The organism is Sphingomonas sp. P3_C6 (assembly GCF_056402595.1).
Genome location: NZ_JBFUHB010000026.1, coordinates 1 through 22,189 on the forward strand (window position 1 = coordinate 1; position 22,189 = coordinate 22,189).

25 protein-coding genes are annotated in these 22,189 nt (G+C 66.4%); 17 read left to right on the forward strand and 8 right to left on the reverse strand.

What is annotated here, in order from left to right; translation table 11 throughout:
• Positions 1–404: 404 nt before the first annotated feature.
• A complete protein-coding gene (ubiG, locus tag AC1DT7_RS19365) occupies positions 405–1,151 on the reverse strand; it encodes a bifunctional 2-polyprenyl-6-hydroxyphenol methylase/3-demethylubiquinol 3-O-methyltransferase UbiG (protein ID WP_478037823.1) in 747 nt (248 codons plus the stop codon).
• A gap of 51 nt (positions 1,152–1,202) precedes the next feature.
• On the opposite strand from ubiG, the gene AC1DT7_RS19370 reads away from it, so the two are divergent.
• From AC1DT7_RS19370 to AC1DT7_RS19380, 3 genes are all read left to right on the forward strand, one after another.
• Positions 1,203–2,462, forward strand: coding sequence for an aspartate kinase (locus AC1DT7_RS19370; RefSeq protein WP_478037824.1), 1,260 nt, complete (start codon positions 1,203–1,205; stop codon positions 2,460–2,462).
• 304 nt (positions 2,463–2,766) lie between these two features.
• Positions 2,767–3,753, forward strand: a complete 987-nt coding sequence (locus tag AC1DT7_RS19375; protein WP_478037879.1) for an NAD(P)H-dependent flavin oxidoreductase — start codon at positions 2,767–2,769, stop codon at positions 3,751–3,753.
• Positions 3,754–3,889: 136 nt separating this feature from the next.
• Complete coding sequence (locus AC1DT7_RS19380; protein ID WP_478037825.1) at positions 3,890–4,573, forward strand: HPP family protein; 684 nt, start codon at positions 3,890–3,892, stop codon at positions 4,571–4,573.
• 176 nt (positions 4,574–4,749) lie between these two features.
• Here the strand turns inward: AC1DT7_RS19380 and AC1DT7_RS19385 are convergent, their stop codons facing one another.
• The 3 genes from AC1DT7_RS19385 to AC1DT7_RS19395 all read right to left on the reverse strand — a co-directional run bounded on the left by AC1DT7_RS19385 (position 4,750) and on the right by AC1DT7_RS19395 (position 7,460).
• Complete coding sequence (locus tag AC1DT7_RS19385; RefSeq protein ID WP_478037826.1) at positions 4,750–5,154, reverse strand: VOC family protein; 405 nt, start codon at positions 5,152–5,154, stop codon at positions 4,750–4,752.
• Positions 5,155–5,286: 132 nt separating this feature from the next.
• Positions 5,287–6,729 carry a hypothetical protein gene (locus AC1DT7_RS19390; protein ID WP_478037827.1) on the reverse strand — a complete coding sequence of 481 codons (1,443 nt, stop codon included), beginning with the start codon at positions 6,727–6,729 and terminating at the stop codon, positions 5,287–5,289.
• Entirely contained in the window at positions 6,726–7,460 is a 735-nt protein-coding gene (locus tag AC1DT7_RS19395; RefSeq protein ID WP_478037828.1) for an ABC transporter ATP-binding protein, read from the reverse strand. The genes AC1DT7_RS19390 and AC1DT7_RS19395 overlap by 4 nt, the downstream gene beginning before the upstream one ends.
• A gap of 141 nt (positions 7,461–7,601) precedes the next feature.
• Here AC1DT7_RS19395 and ybgC point away from each other — a divergent pair, with 141 nt between their 5' ends.
• The 9 genes from ybgC (at position 7,602) to AC1DT7_RS19440 (ending at position 13,800) form a co-directional block, all read left to right on the forward strand.
• A complete protein-coding gene (ybgC, locus tag AC1DT7_RS19400) occupies positions 7,602–8,069 on the forward strand; it encodes a tol-pal system-associated acyl-CoA thioesterase (RefSeq protein WP_478037829.1) in 468 nt (155 codons plus the stop codon).
• A 32-nt stretch (positions 8,070–8,101) separates the two neighbouring features.
• Positions 8,102–8,770 carry a protein TolQ gene (gene tolQ, locus AC1DT7_RS19405; protein WP_478037880.1) on the forward strand — a complete coding sequence of 223 codons (669 nt, stop codon included), beginning with the start codon at positions 8,102–8,104 and terminating at the stop codon, positions 8,768–8,770.
• A complete protein-coding gene (gene tolR / locus AC1DT7_RS19410) occupies positions 8,771–9,208 on the forward strand; it encodes a protein TolR (RefSeq protein WP_478037830.1) in 438 nt (145 codons plus the stop codon).
• Complete coding sequence (locus AC1DT7_RS19415) at positions 9,189–10,133, forward strand: cell envelope biogenesis protein TolA (protein ID WP_478037831.1); 945 nt, start codon at positions 9,189–9,191, stop codon at positions 10,131–10,133. The genes tolR and AC1DT7_RS19415 overlap by 20 nt, the downstream gene beginning before the upstream one ends.
• Before the next feature lie 8 nt (positions 10,134–10,141).
• Positions 10,142–11,530: a Tol-Pal system beta propeller repeat protein TolB gene (tolB, locus tag AC1DT7_RS19420; RefSeq protein WP_478037832.1), complete on the forward strand. Its 1,389-nt coding sequence runs from the start codon at positions 10,142–10,144 to the stop codon at positions 11,528–11,530.
• Between the two features lie 114 nt (positions 11,531–11,644).
• Positions 11,645–12,151 carry a peptidoglycan-associated lipoprotein Pal gene (gene pal, locus AC1DT7_RS19425; RefSeq protein WP_478037833.1) on the forward strand — a complete coding sequence of 169 codons (507 nt, stop codon included), beginning with the start codon at positions 11,645–11,647 and terminating at the stop codon, positions 12,149–12,151.
• A gap of 147 nt (positions 12,152–12,298) precedes the next feature.
• A complete protein-coding gene (locus AC1DT7_RS19430) occupies positions 12,299–13,201 on the forward strand; it encodes an SPFH domain-containing protein (protein WP_478037834.1) in 903 nt (300 codons plus the stop codon).
• A gap of 10 nt (positions 13,202–13,211) precedes the next feature.
• Positions 13,212–13,430 carry a type II toxin-antitoxin system antitoxin gene (locus AC1DT7_RS19435; protein WP_478037835.1) on the forward strand — a complete coding sequence of 73 codons (219 nt, stop codon included), beginning with the start codon at positions 13,212–13,214 and terminating at the stop codon, positions 13,428–13,430.
• Positions 13,431–13,533: 103 nt separating this feature from the next.
• Positions 13,534–13,800 carry a hypothetical protein gene (locus AC1DT7_RS19440; RefSeq protein ID WP_478037836.1) on the forward strand — a complete coding sequence of 89 codons (267 nt, stop codon included), beginning with the start codon at positions 13,534–13,536 and terminating at the stop codon, positions 13,798–13,800.
• Here the strand turns inward: AC1DT7_RS19440 and AC1DT7_RS19445 are convergent.
• The 4 genes from AC1DT7_RS19445 to AC1DT7_RS19460 form a co-directional block, all read right to left on the reverse strand.
• On the reverse strand, positions 13,797–14,657 hold the full coding sequence (locus AC1DT7_RS19445) for a S1/P1 nuclease (RefSeq protein ID WP_478037837.1): 861 nt from the start codon (positions 14,655–14,657) through the stop codon (positions 13,797–13,799). The two genes, AC1DT7_RS19440 and AC1DT7_RS19445, sit on opposite strands and share 4 nt — an antisense overlap.
• Before the next feature lie 47 nt (positions 14,658–14,704).
• Entirely contained in the window at positions 14,705–15,631 is a 927-nt protein-coding gene (locus AC1DT7_RS19450; protein ID WP_478037838.1) for an isoaspartyl peptidase/L-asparaginase family protein, read from the reverse strand.
• On the reverse strand, positions 15,628–16,803 hold the full coding sequence (locus tag AC1DT7_RS19455) for an acyltransferase family protein (RefSeq protein WP_478037839.1): 1,176 nt from the start codon (positions 16,801–16,803) through the stop codon (positions 15,628–15,630). The genes AC1DT7_RS19450 and AC1DT7_RS19455 overlap by 4 nt, the downstream gene beginning before the upstream one ends.
• Before the next feature lie 107 nt (positions 16,804–16,910).
• Entirely contained in the window at positions 16,911–18,074 is a 1,164-nt protein-coding gene (locus tag AC1DT7_RS19460; RefSeq protein WP_478037840.1) for an acyltransferase family protein, read from the reverse strand.
• 131 nt (positions 18,075–18,205) lie between these two features.
• Here AC1DT7_RS19460 and AC1DT7_RS19465 point away from each other — a divergent pair, with 131 nt between their 5' ends.
• The 5 genes from AC1DT7_RS19465 to AC1DT7_RS19485 all read left to right on the forward strand — a co-directional run bounded on the left by AC1DT7_RS19465 (position 18,206) and on the right by AC1DT7_RS19485 (position 22,188).
• Positions 18,206–19,009 carry a LytTR family DNA-binding domain-containing protein gene (locus tag AC1DT7_RS19465; RefSeq protein ID WP_478037841.1) on the forward strand — a complete coding sequence of 268 codons (804 nt, stop codon included), beginning with the start codon at positions 18,206–18,208 and terminating at the stop codon, positions 19,007–19,009.
• A gap of 60 nt (positions 19,010–19,069) precedes the next feature.
• A complete protein-coding gene (gene ispG / locus AC1DT7_RS19470; RefSeq protein WP_478037842.1) occupies positions 19,070–20,188 on the forward strand; it encodes a flavodoxin-dependent (E)-4-hydroxy-3-methylbut-2-enyl-diphosphate synthase in 1,119 nt (372 codons plus the stop codon).
• A 66-nt stretch (positions 20,189–20,254) separates the two neighbouring features.
• The gene (locus tag AC1DT7_RS19475) at positions 20,255–20,770 is read left to right on the forward strand and encodes a retropepsin-like aspartic protease family protein (protein ID WP_478037843.1); all 516 of its coding nucleotides are present in this window, start codon (positions 20,255–20,257) and stop codon (positions 20,768–20,770) included.
• Positions 20,771–20,818: 48 nt separating this feature from the next.
• Positions 20,819–21,712 (forward strand): DMT family transporter, encoded by an 894-nt coding sequence (locus AC1DT7_RS19480; RefSeq protein WP_478037844.1) that lies wholly within the window; start codon positions 20,819–20,821, stop codon positions 21,710–21,712.
• Positions 21,709–22,188 carry an N-acetyltransferase family protein gene (locus AC1DT7_RS19485; RefSeq protein ID WP_478037845.1) on the forward strand — a complete coding sequence of 160 codons (480 nt, stop codon included), beginning with the start codon at positions 21,709–21,711 and terminating at the stop codon, positions 22,186–22,188. The genes AC1DT7_RS19480 and AC1DT7_RS19485 overlap by 4 nt, the downstream gene beginning before the upstream one ends.
• Position 22,189: the final 1 nt, after the last annotated feature.

Sequence of the window (22,189 nt, forward strand, 5' to 3'; positions counted from 1 at the left end):
GTCGTGTCCTGGATGGCAAGGATGCGCCGACCAGAAACCCTCTCCTGCGTACCCTCGCGTGCCGACCCGATCATCTCCGACGACGTCACGCGCGCGTTGCGCAAAAAACGCGTAATCCGCATCTCTCCAGCACGGCTCCCACCAAGCGAGCGTACCCGTACCCGCGCCGCGCCGGTGCCCACCAACCGACCCAGCAAAAACGCCCCCCTTTTTGAAGGCGCAGGTCCCCAAAACAGCCCAGCCCTGACTCCATCACTTGCCCTCCGATCAAACCCCTCAACGGAATCAGATCGAACACCGAACCGCAAGATGTGTGAACGTCCTAGGGCCTTCGCCGGGGAACAAGTTAGAGTACATGCTCGAACGAGATAACCACCGAACAAGTCCGGGGTGAAGGGCAGTATTTACTGCCGCACCGCCGTCACGAAATAATCCAGTTTCATGTCATCCGATACGACGAATCCCTTCGTCACCGAAAAGCTCAGCCCCCGCGTATCGACGACCGTCAGCCCGGCCGCCTCGACCAGCGGAATCAGTTCGTCCGGCGTCAGGAACTTGTCCCAGTCATGCGTGCCCCTGGGAATCCGGCCGGTGCCTTCGCCGATGGTGATCATCGCCAGCCGTGACAGCGCGGTGCGGTTGGGTGTCGACAGCACCATCAGCCCGCCGTCGGCCAGCGCGCTCGCGAGCCCGGCGATGAACGCCGCCGGGTCGGTGACATGCTCGATCACCTCCATGCTGGTCACCAGGTCGAAACGCGCAGTGCCAAGTCCCTCGATCCCGCCGGTGCGGTAATCGATGGTCAGTCCCGACTGTTGCGAATGGGCATAGGCAGCCGCGATATTCTCCGCCGCCGCGTCGATCCCGGTCACCGCCGCGCCCAGCCGGGCAAGCGGCTCGCACAACAGCCCGGCACCGCAGCCGACGTCGAGTGCCGTCTTGCCGGCCAGCGGCGTGAAGCCGGTCTCGTCCAGCCCCCAATGCGCGTCGATCCGTTCGCGCAGATAGCCGAGCCGTACCGGGTTCAGCCGGTGAAGCATCGCCGACGATCCCTTCGGATCCCACCAGTCGGCGGCCATCGCGCCGAAATGCGCTGCCTCGTCCGGATCGATCGTCGTTACGGGGCTGTTTGCGGTGCTTGCTATACTCATGGCTGCTTCCTATCAGGGCGCCCCGCTCACCCCAAGGAATTCTGCACCTCCATGGCTCGTATCGTGATGAAGTTCGGCGGCACCTCGATGGCCGGGATCGAGCGGATCCGGAGCGTCGCTGCGCGCATCAAACGCGAGGTCGAGGCTGGCAATCAGGTCGCGGTCGTCGTCTCGGCGATGGCTGGCGAGACCGACCGGCTGGTCAATTTCTGCCGCGAGGCGTCTTCGCTCTACGATCCGCACGAATATGACGTGGTGGTCTCGGCCGGCGAACAGATCACCAGCGGCCTGCTGGCCATCGCGCTCCAGGCGATCGGCGTGCCGGCGCGCAGCTGGCTCGGCTGGCAGTTGCCGATCCGCACCTCGGACGGCCATGGCTCGGCCCGCATTGCGGAGATCGACACCACGGCGCTCAACCTCTCGCTCGAAAAAGGCGAGGTCGCGGTGATCCCGGGCTTCCAGGGTGTTGCTTCCGGAGAGCGCGTCACGACGCTCGGCCGGGGCGGATCGGATACCTCGGCGGTCGCGATGGCGGCGGCGATGAAGGCCGATCGCTGCGACATCTATACGGACGTCGACGGCGTCTACACCACCGACCCCCGCATCGTGCCCCGTGCGCGCAAGCTGAAGCGGGTCACCTATGAAGAAATGCTCGAGCTCGCCAGCGTCGGAGCCAAGGTGCTCCAGACGCGCTCGGTGGGTCTTGCGATGAAGGAACAGGTCCGCGTTCAGGTGCTCTCGTCCTTCACGGGCGAGGACGCGCCGATGGCGGATACATTGCCCGGTACGATGATCGTGGGCGAAGAGGAGATCGACGATATGGAACGCCAGCTCATCACGGGCATCGCGCACGACAAGAACGAAGCGAAGATCACGCTGACCGCCGTTCCCGACCGACCCGGCTCGGTCGCCTCCATCTTCGTGCCCTTGGCCGATGCCAATATCAACGTCGACATGATCGTGCAGAACGTTGCGCATTCGACCGGCTCGACCGACGTGACGTTCACCGTGCCCGGCGCCGATCTCGCCCGGTCGCTCGAGGTGCTCGGCAATGCCCAGGGCGATATCGGCTATACCGGCCTCGTGCACGACACCCGCGTCGCGAAGATCTCGGTGGTCGGTGTCGGCATGCGCAGCCATGCCGGCGTCGCGGCGACGATGTTCAAGACGCTCGGCGAGCGCGGCATCAACATCCAGGCGATCACCACCTCGGAGATCAAGGTCTCGGTGCTGATCGAGGAAGATTATACCGAGCTGGCGGTGCGCGTGCTGCACACGGCATACGGACTTGATGCTGAGGACGCGGCGTAAGAACTTCTCCTAATCTACTTCTCTTAATCTCCCTCTCCCCTTGTGGGAGAGGGAAGGGGCCCATCGCACTTGCGATGGGAAGGGTGAGGGGGACGCTCGTTTAAGAGTGTCCCGAACCTCACTCCCCCTCATCCTTCCGTCGCTTCGCTCCTCCCTCCTTCTCCCACAAGGGGAGAAGGAATAGGTGCGCTCCGCACGACTTCGTCAGTTCTCCCGATTGCCGAACGCGCTCCGGACGGGCAAGGAACCGGACATGACTGAAAACACTTCCCCTACCGTAGGACAGGAACGCCTCGCCCGCCGCATGGCCCGCGGCGCGGCCTTTCTCGGCTCCGAAACCGCCATCCTCTGCGGCGCCATGTCCTGGGTGTCGGAACGCAACCTCGTCTCCGCCATCTCCAACGCCGGCGGCTTCGGCCTGATCGCCTGTGGGGCGATGACCCCCGAGCTGCTCGATGCGGAGATCGCCGGCACCAAGGCGCTCACCGACAAGCCGTTCGGTGTGAACCTCATCACCATGCACCCGATGCTGTTCGACCTGATCGAGGTCTGCAACAAACACGGCGTAAGCCATGTCGTGCTCGCGGGCGGCCTGCCGCCGACCGGGTCGATCGATGCGATCAAGGCGAATGGCGCGAAGCTGATCTGCTTCGCCCCCGCGCTTTCGCTTGCCAAGAAGCTGATCCGCTCGGGCGTCGATGCGCTCGTGGTCGAGGGCATGGAGGCCGGCGGCCATATCGGCCCGGTCTCGACCAGCGTGCTCGCGCAGGAGATCCTGCCCGAAGTGTCCGAGCAGGTGCCGGTGTTCGTCGCGGGCGGCATCGGCCGGGGTGAGGCGATCGCCGGCTATCTCGACATGGGTGCGGCGGGCGTCCAACTCGGCACGCGCTTCGTCTGTGCGACCGAATCGATCGCGCACGCCAATTTCAAGAAGGCGTTCCTGCGCGCCTCGGCCCGCGATGCGGTGGCGAGCGTGCAGATCGACCCGCGCCTGCCGGTTATCCCGGTGCGCGCGTTGAAGAATGCCGGCGGCGAGCTGTTCACGGCAAAGCAGCGCGAAGTCGCGCAGTTGCTCGACGAGGGCAAGGTCGAGATGGGCGAGGCGCAGCTCCAGATCGAGCATTACTGGGCCGGCGCGCTGCGCCGCGCGGTGATCGACGGCGATGTCGAGCATGGCAGCCTGATGGCCGGCCAGTCGGTCGGCATGGTCACCAAGGAAGAGCCGGTTGCCGAGATCATCGCCTCGCTGATGGCCGAGGCGGCGCACGCGCTGGAGAAGCGCGCGGCCTGACCTGCGCCGCTGCCGACTCCCGCGTCCGAGTCGACTGCGCTCGGGAACGCACGCGTGGGGCCGGAAAGAAAAACTGCGTGGGAATCAGGCTCTGGCAGGGTGAGACGGCGGCCTCTGCTTTGGACGAGAAACATAGGTGAGCTTCCGAATCTTCAAGCCGCTTCTGGCGGGCGCCCGGTTCGGCGACCGTATCGTCGCGAGCGTCGGCGCGGCGATCTGCCTGGCGCTGACCATTGTCGTGTGCGCGCAATTCCCGCTGGTCCTCAAGAACCTGCCCGTCATCGTCGCGCCGCTGGGCGCCTCCGCGGTGCTGGTCTTCGCCGTGCCGTCCAGCCCGCTGGCGCAGCCTTGGTCGGTCGTGGGCGGCAATACCCTTTCGGCGCTCGTCGGGGTGATCGCTTTCCAGAGCGTTCCCAATCCCACGATCGCCGCCGGCCTTGCGGTCGGCGGTGCGATCCTCGTCATGTCGCTCTGCCGATGCCTGCATCCCCCGGGCGGCGCGGCGGCGCTGACGGCGGTGATCGGGACCCAGGATATTCATGCCGCCGGTCTTTCCTTCGCCTTTGCGCCGGTGGCCATCAATTCGATCGCGCTCGTCTCGCTGGGCATGTTTTTCCACCGCGTGTCGGGGCACAGCTATCCGCATGTCGCGCCATCGGGAGGGGCGTTGCTCCCGGCGTCGGGCCTGCATCTCGAGGATATCGACCAGGCACTGGCCGAATTGCCCGACAGCTTCGACATCAGCCGCGAGGATCTCGACGTGCTGCTCTCGCGCGCCGAAGTCCACGCGATGGCGCGTCGCACCGGGCGAGTCTCATGACGTCGGAGCCGGCCGACCGCCAGTCGCCAGGCGGACTCCGTCCGGCATCTACCGGGCCGCTGGCGCTTGGGCTGTCCCGGCGACAATGCCGGTGTGCCATATCTCCCTGAAACGGCAACGCGGCTGCGTCGATTCAACCTGACTTCAGTCGCCGCCGTTTCTCGGGGGGCGAGTCGTCACCCCTTCGGCGTGCTGCCGATCGACCAGAGATGACCGAACGGATCGGTAAGCTGGCCATAGCGGTCGCCCCAAAACTGGTCGTCGACCGGCATGGTGACGGTGGCGCCCGCTGCGACCGCGCGCTCTGCCCAGGCATCGGCATCGTCGACCTGCAGGTGAAGCCCCACGCCCTTGGGCTCGGGCTCGTCATGGCCGCGCCACTCGGGGAACTCGTCGGACAGCATGATCCAGCCGCCATTGATCTTCAGGCCCGCCTGCATCAGTCGCTCGCCATCTTCGGCCAGGTTCCGCTCGGTCACTTCGGCACCGAACGCGCGGGTGTAGAAATCGAGGGCTTCCTGCCCGCGCCTGCCACGGATGGTGAGGAAAGGGGTTACGCCGTTGGTGGGCCGATCGACCATCGAAACTCTCCTGGAGCGTGAGTCGGATGGGGAATTCTACCCCGCCCGTCCGATCCGCGTCAGGCGAAAAATGCGCCACCGATTCAATGACTGGCTGATCATCGACCAGCCATCAGTCGCTCGGGGCCGCCCTCAGCCGACGGAATAGACCGAGATTGCCGCAAGACCGCCGAACACCGCGGCGACGAGTAGCGACAATATGCTGCCGACCACCGATCCCGATCGCCGGCGTGCGAAGCTGGCGCGCTTGCCCGGCTTGCCCAGCTTCAGCTCGATATAGCCCGATATGCTCCCGCCGATCGCGGTGCAGAGCAGGGTAGCCAGCGCGCCGAGCGGCGTCTGCCGCGCGATCACGATCGGCAGGATCACCGCGAACGATGCCGCCATGGCAAAGGCGGCCAGCAGCTTCACCCGGTCGATCGCGGCCTTGGAGACCGGCGCGACGGCAAGCAGGTCGGGCGCGTCCTCGGCCGAGACGGTCAGCCAGGCGAAGCTCCCGACAAGCTGGCCGGCGATCAGCACGCTGGCCAGTGCAAGGCCCGGCGCGATCGGCACGGCCTGGTTCCTCCCAAAGGCGAAAAACACCAGCGGCGCCAGGTAGATCAGCCGCAACAGGATCTGGAAGGCGAGCGCCGGATCCCGCACCAATAGCCGCCACTCCTTGGCGAAGACCGACCGGAACAGCGAGGCGTGGAACAGCCGGCCGGTTGCCCGGCCGGTCGGCTTCGCCCGGGAAAGGCGCGTGCCGCCGTCCTGATAGCCGGTCAGGAACATCCGCTGCAGCGTCGCGCCGGCCAGCGCGAACAGCAACAGCCCGATGCCGAGCAGGATGAACAGCGCGATCGGATCGCCAAAGGCGGCGCGGCCGGGCAGGGCGGAAAGGCCGATAGTACCCACGCCCCGCTCACTGAAACGCTCGAACAGGATCATCACGCTCGATTCGCGCCGACCGCTTTGGTTGGCGAGTTGCGATAAGATAAAGACGCCGCCGCCCATCAGCGCCGCGGCGATCTGCCCGACGGTGCGCGCCGACCGGGGGCCGGCCAGCCTGGCCAGCGCCAGGGTGATCGCCAGTCCGGTCGCGGCAGCGGCGAGCGCCAGCGCCGCCAGCAAGGCGACAAGGCCGAACAGCCGGGGATGGCCCATTACCGCGACCGGCACCGCCAGCGTCAGTAGTAGCACGGCATAGGTCAGCACGATCGTGCCGGCGATGCCGAGCAGCTTGGCCAGCAGCACCGTCCGCCCCCCGATCGGGGCGGAAAAGAGCAGGTCGAGATCGCCATTCTCGTACAAGGTGCGCTGGCTGCCGATGATTGCCTGGGTGGTCATGAAGCTGAAGGCGACGATGCTGCCGGCCAGGATCGCCGTCATCACCGCGGGCAGTGCCGGGATCGGTACGTCGCGCAAGGCCCAGCCAAGGAAGCAGCCGAACCCCAGCCAGGCCAGCATCAGCACATAGCCGATCCAGCGCGTGGCGCCCTTGCGCGGCCGCGCCCGCCACGCCAGTCGGATCTCGTGCAGGGCAAGCCAGGCGAAGCTGCCAGGCGCCGGCCCCCAGGCCCCGCTCGCGCTCACGCGCCGCTCGTCAGGCGGATGAAAATATCCTCCAGCGTCATCCCCTCGGTGCCGGCGCTGGTCCGCAGTTCCTCCAGCGTGCCCTCGACGAGCAGCCTGCCGCCGGCGATGATGCCGATCCTGTCGGCCATGCGCTCGGCCACTTCCAGGATATGCGTCGTCACGATCACCGTCTTGCCGGCATCGACCTGGGCGCGCAGCGCATCCTTCACCGCACGGGCCATGGCGGCATCCAGGCCGGTCAGCGGCTCGTCCAGGATCAGCAGCTTCGGGTCGTGGATCAGGGCGGCGGCCAGCGCGACCTTCTGCTTCATGCCGCGGGAAAAGCCTTCGCACCGCGTATCGCGCTCGTCCCACAGGTCGAGCCAGTGGAGCAGCCGTTCGGCCTCCTCCGCCGCGACCTGCGGGTCCATCCGCCACAGCCCGGCGACGAAGGCGAGATATTCGCCCGGCGTCAGCTTGTCGTAGAGCATCGGCTCGTCGGGCAGCCAGGCAGTGATCGCCTTGGCCGCGTTCGGCTCCTGCCGGGCATCGATGCCATAGATATGGATGGTGCCGGCATCGGGCCTGGTCAGGCCCGTCACCATGCGCAGGGTGGTGGTCTTTCCAGCGCCATTGGGGCCGAGCAGGGCGTAAAGCTGGCCCGCGCCGATCTCCAGGTCGAGCCCGGCGATCACCGGTTTGTCGAAACTCTTGGATAGGCCGCGAATCCTGAGGGCGGGTTCGGTCATAAGAGGTACCCTAGAACAAAGCCGGGCCTCGTCCAGAGGGCCTCGAGGCCCTCATTTTTGACCGTCATCGCCCTCAGTTGGTGCCCTTCATGCGTCGAACGGGGTTCCTTCTGGTGAATCGCTCGGTTAGGACGAACGGACATGGTGGCGCCACAACAGGATCAACCGGTCGAAGGCCGCTTCGACGGGGTCGAGCATCGATTCCCCGTCCGCGTCTATTTCGAGGATACCGATCTGTCGGGCGTGGTCTATCACGCCAATTACCTGCGCTACATGGAACGGGCCCGGTCCGACATGCTCCGCCTCGCCGGGATCGACCAGCGCGCGACGCAGGAGGCAGGCGAGGGCGCCTATGCCGTCAGCAGCCTGGCGATCCGGTACCGCCGCCCGGCAAGGCTCGACGATGCGTTGATCGTGGTGACCAGACTGAAACAGGTGCGCGCCGCATCGGTCGATATTCATCAGAGAGTCATGCGCGGTGCTGAGATACTGAGCGAGGCGGATGTGACCGCGGCGCTGGTCGGGGTATCGGGCAAGCCGAAACGGCAACCAAAGACATGGGTCGAGGCGTTTCAGCGTCTCGTTGACCAAAAGGACCAGGACGAGTGAGCAATTTGTTCTTCAATACCGATGCCGCCACGATGTCGCCGATCGCGCTGTTCCTCCAAGCCGATCTGGTGGTGAAGTTCGTGATGCTGGGCCTGTTGTTCGCCAGCATCTGGACCTGGGCGATCATCCTCACCTTCTGGCGGCGAATCGGCGGCACGCGCCGCAAGATCGAGAAGTTCGAACGCGATTTCTGGAAGGCCGAGGATATCGACGCCTTTCACCGCATCCAGGGCGACAGCGACCTGCCGATCGCGCAGGTCTTCTCGGCCGGCGTGAAGGAATGGCGCCGCTCCACCGCGAGCGGCGCGGTCGATCGCGAAGGCACGCGCGAACGGCTCGCCACGGCGATGGGCTCGATGGTCGCCAGCGAGATCGACAAGCTGTCGGACCGACTCAACATCCTCGCAACGGTCGGTTCGGTCGCGCCCTTCGTCGGGCTGTTCGGCACCGTCTGGGGCATCATGCGCAGCTTCACCGGCATCGCCTCGGCGCAGAACACGTCGCTCGCCGTGGTCGCGCCGGGCATCGCCGAGGCGCTGTTCGCGACGGCGATCGGCCTGTTCGCGGCCATCCCGGCGGTGATCGCCTACAACCGCTTCAGCCACGGCATCAACCGGGTCGAGGCGCGGCTCAACCGCTTCGCCGACGGCTTCCATGCAACCCTGAGCCGCCAGCTCGAGATGGACGGACGGAAGCTCTAGATGTCGATGCCGCTCCCCTCGCAGCGCAGCCGCGGCCGGCGGGCGCCGATGGCCGACATCAACGTCACGCCGCTGGTCGACGTGATGCTGGTGCTGCTGATCATCTTCATGGTGACCGCGCCGCTGCTGACCGCCGGCGTGCCGGTGAACCTGCCCGACAGCCGCGCCAAGCCGCTCGACCAGGACCAGAAGCCGGTCCAGATCTCGATGGAGGCCGATGGCAAGATCCATGTCGGCGACGACGAGGTGAGCCAGGATATCCTGCCCGACGTGCTGCAGCAGCTCGCCGCCAAGACCGAGGGCGGCCAGCCGCCGCAGATCTTCCTGCGCGCCGACAAGAGCCTCGACTATGGCCGCGTGATGCGGGTGATGGGTGAACTCAACCGCGCGGGCCTCAACCGCGTCGCACTGGTGACGATTGGCGACGACAGCAAATAATTTCCGCCTCGATGGCGACGAGAGCGCGATGCCGCGCTCCGAGGCGATTGCCCTTGGCGTCGCACTCGTCGGTCATGTCGTGCTGTTCGGATTGCTCTCGGTCGGTTTTCTCTCGTCGACGCCGCCGGTGGTGCCAAAACCCGCGCCGATCGACGTGTCTCTGGTCGACGAGGTCGCGCTCGAGGCCAAGGCGCCCCAGGCCGTGACGCCGCCGGCCGAAAGTAGGGCGCCCGATCCGGGCCCGCCCGAAGACGCCGCGCCGCCACCGCCCAAGCCCGAACCGAAGCCCGTGCCCGATCCGGCGCCGCCCAAGCCGCAGCCAAAGGCAGCGCTACCCCCCAAGCCGGCGCCCAAGGCGGTTCCCGAGCCGAAAAAGCCGGTCGCGCCACCTACGCCCGAAAAGGTGAAGAAGCCGCCCACGCGCGAGGCAGCGCCGGCTACCCGCACAACGCCCTCCAAAGCGCGGGGCACCGGCACCGACGCGAACGCCACCAAGCCGCGGCCGCGCGGCAACCGGCTCGGGGACGATTTCCTGAAAGGCCTGTCGGACAAGCCGACCCCGACCAAGTCGGTGGTGCCGCAGGCGGCGGTGATGAGCCAGCAGGCGGCGGCCGATATCGGCTCCGCGATCCGCCGTCAGGTGCAGCCCTGCGCCGATCGCCAGGTTCAGCCTGGCCCGGGCGCGGAGCGAATCATCGTGACGATCCGGCTGCGTCTCAATCGTGACGGGTCACTAGCGAGCAATCCGCAGGTGATTGATCATATCGGTGTTGACGCGGGGAACACCCGCTATCGAGACCGGGTCGATGACAACGCGATCGCCACCTTCAAGGGTTGCGCGCCACTGCGTGGATTGCCGGCGGAACTATACGACGTTCCCAATGGCTGGAGCAATTTCAGCCTGCGCTACAAACTTCCGGGATGAGGAACATCATGACAGCTTCCCCTATCGCCTTGTTGGCTGCTGCCTTTGCCCTGTTGTCGCCGCTCGCGGCCCAGGCTCAGAATGCTCCCGCGCCGCCGCCGGTGACCGCGACCCAGGCACCGCCCACGCAGGATGGCGGGCTGGTCGTCGACGTGGTCGGCGGCACCTCGGCGCCGCTGGGGATCGCCGTCCCGGTGATGCCGACGTCGGCGGTGGTCGATACGCCCGCCGGATCGACCGACAAGCTCGGCCGCGAACTCGCCCAGATCGTCACCAACGACCTGCGCAACAGCGGGCTGTTCAAGCCGATCCCACCCAACGCGCTGAAGGGCGTGGCCTATCCCGAGGTGACCGCGCCCTCGTTCGAATATTGGGGCGGCGCCGGCGCGCAGAATTTGGTGCAGGGTTTCGTCCGCGCCAATGGCGACGGCACGCTGACGGTCGGCTGCTATCTCTATGACGTGTTCGCCCGCAGCGAGCTGACCCGGCAGGGTTTCGTCGTCTCGCCCAGCGACTGGCGCCGCGCGGGGCATAAATGCGCCGACATGGTCTATGCCCGGCTGACGGGCGAGGGCCCCTATTTCGACAGCCGGATCATCTATGTCTCCGAAACCGGGCCCAAGGCGAAACGTTTCAAGCGGCTCGCGATCATGGACCAGGACGGCGCGAATCACCGGTTCCTGACCAATGGCCAGTCGACCGTGCTGACCCCGCGCTTCTCGCCGGACCAGCGCTCGATCGTCTATATGAGCTATCTGAACGACCGCCCGGCGATCTATGTCTATGACGTCGCGACGGCGCGGCAGCGGTTGCTGGTCAATAATCCCAGCCTCACCTTTGCGCCGCGCTATTCGCCGGACGGGCGCTGGATCGTCTTCTCGATGGCGGTCGCCGGCAACACCGATATCTACCGCGTGCAGGTCTCCGGCGGGTCGCCGCAGCGGCTGACCACCGCGCCGGGCATCGATACGGGCGGCAGCTATTCGCCCGACGGCGGCAAGATCGTCTTCGAGAGCGACCGTTCGGGCACCCAGCAGATCTATGTGATGAATGCCGACGGATCGAACCAGCAACGCATCAGCTTCGGCGGCGGTCGCTATGCGACCCCGGCGTGGAGCCCGCGCGGCGACCTGATCGCCTTCACCAAGATCTCGGGCGATTTCCGAATCGGGGTGATGAACCCGGGCGGCGGTGGCGAGCGCCTACTGACCAACGACTGGCAGGACGAAGGGCCGAGCTGGGCGCCCAACGGCCGCGCGCTGACCTTCTTCCGCTCGCATCGCGGCGGCGCCGGCAATGCCGATCTGTGGGCGGTCGACCTGACCGGGGTCAACGAGCGCAAGATTCCGACTCCCCTCGATGGATCCGATCCGTCCTGGGGACCGTTACGCCCCTGAAGCAATCTGTGCTTCGCATGACCATTTCCCCCCGCGTCGACTTCGGTTCATCGACGGGCAATACGGGTGGTGCGAGGCGCAAGCGAAACGACTTTCGATCGAAGGAGACGCCAGATGGCCAGACTGACGACCACGCTCATCGTTACCGCCGCGCTCGTCGCGACCGCTGCGTGCAGCCCCAAGCCGAAGCAGATTCCGCCGGCCCCCGGCGACTATAATCCCGGCCCCGGCAATCCGGGGACCAGCGACAATGTCGTTCCCGGCTCGCGCGCCGATTTCGAACGCTCGGTGACGAGCAACACGGTCAACTTCGCGCTCGATAAATACGACATCGACGCCCGCGCCCGCGAGATTCTCGACAGCCAGGCGGCCTGGCTTGCCAAATGGCCGAACGTGCCCGTCAGCCTCGAGGGGCATTGCGACGAGCGCGGCACCCGCGAATACAATCTTGCGCTCGGCGACCGCCGCGCCAATGCCGCGAAGAACTACCTCGCGGCACGCGGCATCAACCCGGCGCGTATCTCGACGATCAGCTACGGCAAGGAACGTCCGATCGCCCTCGGCTCGGACGAGCAGAGCTGGGCTCAGAACCGCCGCGCGGTGACCATCGTCCTCAACTAGCCCGCTTGCGGGCTACCCGGCGCAGGCCGGGATCCAGCCATTCCACACCGACGCCGCCGGATCGCCCGATCCGGCGGCGTCTTTGTTTTCGCTTGCCGCGACCGCAATATAGATATAAATATGATATCATATTAATGGGAGGGCCCAATGCCGGATTCGGTTGCCAGGAACACCGCGCTCACCCTGTCGAGCGAGCGCAACGCCGCTACGTCCAGCGGTTATGTCATGCTGATGGTGATGCTGCTCGCCATCGCGGCCGGGGTGTTCGCCACCAGCTTCATGCAGGACAATCCGGCGATGGGCGTCCTGATCATGACGATGTCGGTCATCGTCTTCGTGTTCGTCCTGTGCGGCTTCTATATGCAGCAGCCGAACCAGGCGACGGCGATCACCCTGTTCGGCGCGTATAAGGGCACTGACCGCACCACCGGACTGCGCTGGGTATTGCCCTGGCTCGGCCGCAAGAAGGTGTCCCTCCGCGCGAACAACATGATTTCGGAACGGCTGAAGGTGAACGACCAGCGCGGCAACCCGATCGAGATCGCGGCGCAAGTGGTGTGGCGCGTGACCGACACGGCGCAGGCGCTGTTCGACATCGACGACTACAAGGCCTTCGTGATCGTTCAGATCGAGGCGGCGGTCCGCACCATCGGCGCGCGCTACCCTTATGACGATTTCGAACATCAGGAAGTCACCCTGCGCGGCAATCACGATCAGGTAGGCGGCGAGCTGCGCACCGAGCTGATCGCGCGGCTCGCGGTCGCCGGCATCACGGTCGACGAATGCGGCTTCACGCACCTCGCTTATGCGCAGGAGATCGCCGGGGCGATGCTCCGCCGGCAACAGGCCCAGGCAGTGGTCGCCGCGCGCAGGACGCTGGTCGAGGGCGCAGTCGGCATGGTCGAGATGGCGCTGGAGATGCTGTCGGAAAAGAATGTCGTCGAACTGGACGACGAACGCCGCGCCGCCATGGTTTCGAACCTGATGGTCGTGCTGTGCGGCGAACGCGACACGCAGCCGGTGGTCAATACCGGCACACTCTACCAATAAGCACGCCCGTGTGAGCGCGCCCACGAAAAAGGCTTTCCCGCTGCGTCTCGACCCCGCGCTCTACGCGGCGGTCGAGCGGGCGGCGGCGGCCGACCTGAGGAGCGTCAATGCCGAGCTGGAATGCCTGCTCCGGGAGGCGCTGTCGAAGCGCGGGGTGAAGCTGGAAGCGCCGGTCCGTGCGAAACGCGGACGACCGGCGAAGACGCGGGATGAAGGAGAGAAGGAATGATCGGCATGGCTTCGCGGCGCGCAGGGCTCCCCAGGCTGACCTTGAGCTTGCTGGCGCCGACCGATCTCGTCCTTTCGATCCGGTTCGGTTGAAGGAGGCGATGATGGCGTTCGAAAATAGCAGGCGGTGGTACCACGTGCGCGACGGTTACTGGTTCGCGCCCAAGCGGTTTGGTTTCGGCGCGACGCCGGTGACCTGGCAGGGCTGGTTGCTGACTCTCGGCTTCTGTGCCGCGCTGCTGACCGACAGGCGCCTCATGCCCGGCATCGCGCCGAAGGTCATCGTCGGCCTGGCCCTGATCGCTGCATTCATCACCATCGCCGCGCGCAAGACCGATGGCGGCTGGCGCTGGCGGTGGGGATCGAACTAGGAGAAGGCCTGGTCGAGCAGCTTGGCGAGGCGCAGGCCGCCGCGCTCGACCTCCATCCGCGCGACCGGCACCAGCGATTCAATCTCGGCGTCGTCGAGCGTCACCAGCGCCGGTGTCGGCGCGCAGGGATCGCCCTTCATCGCGGTGGCGTAGACGCTGTCATGCGCGACCTGCCAGCTCTCCCGGCTCCAGTCGGTCACGGTTCCGGCGGCGACGGTCGCGCGATCGGCGGCCGAATAACGCCGCACCAATGGCGGCGGTGCCGAGATCGCGCGCTCGGCAAGGTAGCCGTCCCAGATCGAATGCAGGTTGAGCCGCGGCGTCGTCAGGATGCCATAGGTTGCCTTGGCGTCGTTGCCGCCCTTGTCGGTCTTGTCGCCGGCATGAAGCGGCTGGTGCAGGTCGCCGACGAAGTGGATCAGGAAGACGAGCGCCTGGACCCGGTCCTTCAGCGGCGTCGCCTTGTCGCGCAACAGCTTCACGTCGCGCTCGATCTGCGCCGATACGCAATTGCCGTCCTTGCACGGCTCGACCAGGCTGAACGGCTGGCAGATGCTCACGTTCTGGAAGTGCCAGTTATAGGCGAAGTCGAACGGGCGCTTGCCGTCCGGATTCTTGATCGTCTTGATGCAGTCGGCCCAGACGCTGGCATCCTCGATCGAGCGCGCCGGGCAGGTCGGCGTACCCAGCAGCTTCGACTGGCGCAGCAGCCTGTCGACCGCAACCCGGGTGCGTGGCTTCACATTCGCGCGCGCGATCTGGGCGATGGTCTGATGCCCATATTCCCAATAGGCGGCGGCGGGAGATGCGGTGGCGGCGAGCGCAACGGCGGCGAGAGCGGGGAGGAGGCGACTCATGCGCGTCGCTCTACTCTGTCGGGCGAGCCGGCGAAAGCTGAGCCGGGTTATTCGTCGCCATAGATCGCGACGGTCCGGGCGCGATCCGACCCCGCCATGCCGCGATACATGCCGGCGGTGTTGAAACTCCAAACCGCCTCGCCGTCCGGCGCGGCCACGATCACGCCGCCCCGCCCGCCAAGCGCCTTGACCTCCTCCATCACCGCATCGGCGGCGGCGCGGAGCGGCACGTCGGCGAGTCGGGCCCGGGCGCAAATCTCGTGCGCGACGCCTGCCCGGATGAAATATTCGCCCGATCCGGTGGCCGAGACGGCGCCCGCCCGATCGTCCGCGTAGGTGCCGGCACCGATCAGCGGCGAATCGCCGATCCGGCCCCAGCGCTTGCCGGTGACGCCGCCGGTCGAGGTAGCGGCAGCGACATGGCCGGCGGTATCGCGGGCGACCGCGCCGACTGTGCCATATTTCATGTCGACATCGAACGAATCGGCGCCGCGTGCCTGAAGCTCGTCGAGCTGGCGGCGACGCTCGGGCAGGACGAACCAATCCTGGCCTGCCTGTTCGAGCTGATGCTCTTGCGAGAACAGGTCGGCGCCGTCGCCGCCGAGCAGCACGTGCCGGCTCTGTTCCATCACGGCGCGGGCGAGGCTGACGGGGTTGCGCGTGGCGGTCACCCCGGCGACCGCGCCGGCATCGCGGCCGGTTCCCTCCATGATCGCCGCATCGAGTTCGGCGACGCCTTCATGAGTCAGCGCGGCGCCGCGCCCCGCGTTGAAATGCGGATCGTCCTCCAGCACGCGCACCGCCGCCTCGACCGCGTCGAGCGCGCTGCCGCCCGCCGACAGCACGACGGAGCCGGCATCAAGCGCATTGCTCAGCCCGGTTCGCGCGCCGGCATCCTGCTCCGGTGTGATGCTGTCCGGCGTCATCATGCCCGCGCCGCCATGGATCACCAACGTCCAGCCGGCATGGGTCATGAAAGTGTCTCCGCGGTCGAGAGGTTGGTGGGGCGGGGCGCATGCCGTGTCTTGATGAAGCCGCGCAAGCCGATCAGTGGCCGCAGCCAGCCGACCTTGCGCCCGATCAGGTAGAAGGCCCAGCAGCTGGCGATCGTCGCTGTGACGAGGATCGCGAATTCAGCGGTCGCAGGCAGGCCATAAGGCAGCAGGGCCCACTCCACCGCGACGATCACCGTCTGGTGGATAATGTAGAACGGGAACACAGCCTCGGTCAGCGTGTGGCGCCAGGGGTGGTCGTGGTTCCAGTATCGTTCGGCGATGCCGATCAGCGCGATGATCGCGCACCAGCCCTGGATCACACGAGCCGTGGCAAAGACATAGCCATAGGGCTGCGGCATCGCGCTGCCCGGCCAGCGCAATTCGATCGCGGCGACCGCCATATAGCTCAGCACAGCGACCACGCCTGCCGCCTTCCACCAGCGTCCGATCGCCGACATCGCGGGCTGTGAGCACGCAAGCGCGAAGCCGAACAGAAAGCCGGGCAGGTAATGTGCATGCGCGATGGCATCGTGCAGCAGGTCATGTGTTTCGGCGGCGCCAGGAAGCAGATACATGTCTGCGAAGAACAGCCAGGCCATCGGCAGCAGCACGACCGCGACGGTACCGAAGACCCGGTCAAACAACCATTGCAGGCTGCGCCCGCGCATCAGCCACACCGCCATCGCGAGCGCGACCGTGTAGAACCAGAGATAGCCGACGAACCACATATGCTGCCAGGTGGGCAGGACCAGGCTGCGGAAGGTGCCGAAGCGGAAATAATCGTGCAGCCAGAACCAGCCGAAGCCGCCGTCATAGCCATGCTGGGTGGTCAGCTCGACCCAGGGCTGGACCGGAATGACGATGGTCATGCCGAACAGAAGCGGGATCAGCAGACGCTTGTTGCGCGATGCGATGAAGGATCCGGGGCTATCGCTCTTCGCCAGCAGCGCGCGGCTGGCATAGCCTGATACGACGAACAGCAGCATCAGCCGCCAGCTGTTGGTCGCATGCATCGGGATTGCCACCCAGTCGATCGGGTGGGCTGTCTTCACATGGAAGTCCCATGGCACGAAGACCATGCCGACATGGTAGAAGATGAGTAGGCCGAAGGCACCGATGCGGAGCCAGTCCAGGCCGTAGTGCCGTTCCATGCGCGCGCATGTAGCGTTTCCTGAGCCGATGGCTAGTCAAGGGGGTACCCGGAACGGCAGGTGGTTGCCCGGGCGGGTCGATCGCGCCGCCCGGGATTCGTCGCCGATCAGGCCGCCTGGGGACCGGTGGAAATCGCCTCTACTTTCCGCGCGATTCTGTGCCGCAGGCCGATCAGCGGGCGCAACCAGCCGATCTCGCGGCCTATCAGGTAAAAGGCCCAGCAGCCTGTAACCGTGGCCGGAACCAGGATCGCGAACTCGGCGACCGGGCCGATATTCAGCGGTTTCAGCCAATATTCCACCAGGATGATCACCGTCTGGTGGATGATGTAGAAGGGGAACACCGCCTCGGTCAGCGTCTGCCGCCAGCGATGGTCGCGGTTCCAGAACCGCTCGGCCACGCCGATCAGCGCCGCGATGCTCGCCCAGCATTGCACCTCGCGCGCGACATGGAAGGCGCGGGCTATCCGGCGGGAAGGCATGGCGAAGCCGGGATAGGCGATCTCGACGGAGGCGACGACCGCATAGCCAGCCACCGCCAGCACCGCCGCCGGTATCCAGAAGCGCGCAAGCGCGCCCCGGGCCGGCCGCGATCCGGCCAGGCCGAAGCCGGACAGGAAGGCGGGGAGATATTGCAGATGGGCGACCCAGTCGGTGACCAGGTCGTGCGTTTCCTCGACATTGGGGAAGAGGCCGATGCGGAGCGCGAGCAGCCAGGCGATCGGTACCCACAGCACGCCGGCCCCGCCAAAAATCCGGTCGAACGTCGCCTGGACGCCGGACAGGCGTGCGCTCAGCAGCAGGGCGAGCACAAGCGTATAGGCCCAGAGATAGGCGACGAACCAGAGATGGTTCCAGGTCGGCAGGATGATACCGTCGAGCGTGCCGAAGCGGAAATAGTCGTGAGTGAGGAACCAGAGGAAGCCGTGCGCATAGCCATGCTGCGTGACCAGCTCGACCCAGCTTTGCGGGGGCACGATCGTGACGATGCCGAAGGCGAGCGGCAGCAGCAGGCGCGCGTTGCGATTGCCCAGGAAGTCGCCGATGCCGCGCGATTTGGCGAACAGCGCACGGCTGGCGAAGCCCGAAACGACGAACAACAGGGTCAGCCGCCAGGCATTGGTCACCAACATCGGCACCGCGACCCAGTCGGCGGGGTCGGCCGTCTTCACATGGAAACCCCAGGTCACGAAGACCATGCCGATATGATAGAAGATCAGCAGGCCGAACGCCCCGATCCTCAGCCAGTCCATGCCGTAATGTCGTTCCATCGCGTCTCTCCGTGATCGAATACGGGTCACGGCTAGCGAGCGGGCTTCCGGCCCGGTATCGGGGAGGGGCGGAACGCGGCATCACAGGGACGATGACGACAGCGATGGGGACGAGCGGCGGCGGATGCGGGATGGACGGTGCACAGCGCCGGCTCGCGCTCGTGCTCACCTGCGGTTTCGTGCTGACCCTGTTCGCGGTGATGCTGTCCAATGCCGAATCGACGCTGAGCGATTTCGCCCAGGCCGGGATCGAGGAAACCAAGCTTCACGTCTGGATCTGGCAGGTGAGCAGCGTGCTTGCCTGGCTGTCCACCGCGCTGGTGATCTGGTGGCTGGTGAAGCATGTCCGCCCGCCGCGCCTTTCCTGGCCGGTGACGGTGCTGCTGATCCTGCTCGCCAGCATACCGCTGTCGCTCTGGCATATCGGCCTGATGATCCTGCTGCGTAAGGCATGGTACGCGGCGGAAGGCAGTCAGTATGTGTTCCTGAGCCCGGGGTCCAACCGGATCCTCTACGAATATCGCAAGGACCTGGCCTCCTATCTCCAGTTTGCGGGCTTTTCCGCGGTCGCCCAGTGGCTGCTGGCGCGAGCGGCTGCCCCGGCGGAAGCAGCGCCGCCGCCGCCGCGGCTTATCAAGGTCGCGGACGGCGCGGTGACCCATCAGGTGCCGGCCGAGGAGATCGATCACGTCAACGCGGCCGGCAATTATGTCGAGCTCGCCTGGGGCGCGCGCACCCTGCTCCACCGCGCGACGCTGGCGGCGGTCGCGGCAGAGCTTGGGCCGGCCTTTGCCCAGATCCACCGCAGCCGACTGGTCCGGCGGGCTGCGGTGCGCCGGGTCGAGACCGACCGCAGCGGCGACTTCACCGTGACGCTTGCCGACGGTACCAGCCTGCGTGGCAGCCGGCGCTATCGGGATTCGGTGCAGGACTGAGGCTCGCGCTTTCACGACCGCCCGTGCGACGCTATATGGGCGGCGAAACGAGGAAATTGCATGTCCATCCGTCCCTGGCGCGACATCACGCGCCGCAAGAGCCGCCAGATCATGGTCGGTAACGTCCCCGTCGGCGGTGACGCGCCGGTCACCGTCCAGACGATGACCAATACGCTCACGTCCGATGCAAAGGCGACGATCGATCAGATCCGCCGTTGCGAGGATGCCGGCGTCGATATCATCCGCGTGTCCTGCCCCGATGTGGAGAGCACTGCGGCGCTGAAGCAGATCGTCCGCGCGAGTCGCGTGCCGATCGTCGCCGACATCCATTTCCACTATAAGCGCGCGCTCGAAGCTGCCGATGCCGGCGCTGCCTGCCTGCGCATCAACCCGGGCAATATCGGGTCGGCCGAGCGGGTGAAGGAAGTGGTCAATGCGGCCAAGGCCAATGGCTGCTCGATCCGCATCGGCGTGAACGCGGGCAGCCTGGAAAAGGATTTGCTGGAAAAATATGGCGAGCCTTGCCCGGAGGCGCTGGTCGAATCCGCGCTCGACCATATCAAGATCCTGCAGGACCATGATTTCCACGAGTACAAGGTCGCKGTGAAGGCGTCCGACCTGTTCCTCGCGGTCGCCGCCTATCAGCAGCTTGCCGAGGCGGTGGATTGTCCGCTGCATCTCGGCATCACCGAAGCGGGCGGGTTCGTCGGTGGTACGGTCAAGTCGTCGATCGGCATCGGCTCGCTGCTCTGGTACGGCATCGGTGACACGCTGCGCGTCTCGCTCTCCGCCGAGCCCGAGGAAGAGGTTCGCGTCGGGTTCGAGATCCTGAAGGCGCTCGGCATCCGCAATCGCGGCGTGCGCGTCGTCTCCTGCCCAAGCTGCGCACGCCAGGGGTTCGATGTGATCCGCACGGTGCAGGCGCTGGAGGAACGGCTCCAGCATATCCGCACGCCGATGTCGCTGTCGGTGCTCGGCTGCGTCGTCAACGGCCCCGGCGAGGCGCGCGAGACCGATATCGGCCTGACCGGGGGTGGTAACGGCAAGCACATGGTCTATCTGTCGGGCGTCACCGATCATACGGTCCAGAGCGAGGATATGATCGAGCATATCGTCAAGCTGGTCGAGGCGAAGGCGGCGGAGATCGATGCGGCGGACGAGGCACGCGCTGCGGCCTGATCCGTTCAGAACTTGTTTGCCAAGAGCGTTAGGATCGATCCAAGCCGTTCGCTGTAAAAGGCGGGCATGAAGATCCCGCTCCTCATCGTCACCATGGCAGGCATTGCGATCGGCCTCGCCATACCCGCGGTGAAGACTGCGGCACCGCCCGTGGCGGCTGCTGTGCCGGCACCGGTGACTCCATCGCCACCCGCCGCGCCGCCACCGGCCGAGGCTCCGCCGGTCGAGACGGTGCTCGATCGGAGCCCCGGCGGGCATTTCATCGCCGTTGCCGACGTCAATGGCGAGCCGACCCGATTCGTCGTCGATACCGGCGCCGATACGGTGGCGCTGACGATGGCCGATGCAACCCGCGCCCATATCGCGTTCGATCCGACACAGTTCAGGGTGGTCGGCCGCGGTGCGTCGGGCGACGTGCGCGGCCAGGAAGTGCAGATCGACAGAATCGTCCTCGATGGCAAGGAAGCGACCGCCCTGCGTGGCGTGGTGCTCGAGGGAAGCGACATATCGCTGCTCGGGCACAGCTATCTGCGCAGCATTTCCGACGTGCAGATCAAGGGCGACAAGATGATCCTGCGCTGACGCGCGGGGCCGCGTGACGGCCCGGCCGATGGCGGCTATGTCGCCCGGATGTTGCGCAGCCAGTCCTCTATCGCCTTCGCCGTCGCGACGCTCGGCATCGCGACCTATTCGGCGATGGACGCGGTGATGAAGGGGCTGAGCATCACCAGTGGTGCGTACAGCGCGGTACTGTGGCGCTCGCTCGCCGGGGCGGTGCTGACCGGCGCGATCTTCCTGCTTCGCGGCAATCGCTGGCCCGAACAGGCGGCGTTGAGGCTCCATATCGGTCGCGGCTTCGCGGCCGGGATGTCGGTGCTGCTGTTCTTCTGGGGGCTCGTTCGCGTGCCGATGGCGCAGGGGGTGGCGCTCACCTTCCTTGCGCCGCTGATCGCGCTGTATCTCGCGGCGGCGATGCTGGGTGAGCGGATCCGGCGTGCCGCCATCCTGGGGTCGGCGATCGCCAGCATCGGCGTGTTCGTGATAGCCTGGGGGCAGGCGCGAGCGGGCGCGAGCGACGATACGCTGATGGGGTCGGGTGCGATCATCCTTGCCTCGTTCCTCTACGGCTACAGCCTGATCCTGCTGCGCAAGCAGGCGCAGCTTGCCGATCCGATCGAGGTGACGCTGTTCACCGGCGGGGTCATCGGCGTGCTGCTGCTGGTCGGCGCGCCCTGGTTCGCGGTGATGCCGACCATCGGGCAATTGCCCTCGATCGGGGTCGCGACCCTGCTCGGCACCTTCTCGGCGGCGGCGCTCGCCTGGGCTTATGGCCGGGCCGAGGCGCAGGTGCTCGCGCCGGTCGAATATACCGCCTTCATCTGGGCCGCGATGCTCGGCTGGCTGGTTTTCCGCGAGCATGTCTCGCTCTATACCGTGGCGGGGGCCGGACTGATCATCGCCGGCTGTCTTTCCGCCATCCGCGGCACCGCCGCTCCCGCCCCGCAGACAGAGGCCGCCGCATGACCGAACTCCGATTCGCCACCCCCGACGACGTTCCCACCATCATGCGTTTCGTGCGCGAACTGGCCGAGTTCGAGCGCGAGGCCGACAAGGTCGTCGCGACCGAGGAACTGCTGCACGAGGCGATGTTCGGCGAGCGGCCCGCGGCCGAAGCCGTGATCGCCGAGCGCGATGGCGAGCCATTGGGCATGGCGCTGTTCTTCCACAATTTCTCGACCTGGACTGGCTGGCGGGGCCTGTATCTGGAGGATCTGTACGTGACGCCGGCGGCGCGGGGGCAGGGCGTGGGCGCCGCGTTGCTGCGCCATCTCGCCGGCATCGCGGTCGACCGGGGCTGCACCCGGTTCGAATGGGCGGTGCTCAACTGGAACACCAAGGCGATCGAGTTCTACAAGGCGATGGGCGCGGAGCCGATGGACGACTGGACGGTCAACCGCGTGTCCGGCCCGGCGCTGGCAAAGCTGGCGGGGCGCGGCTGAG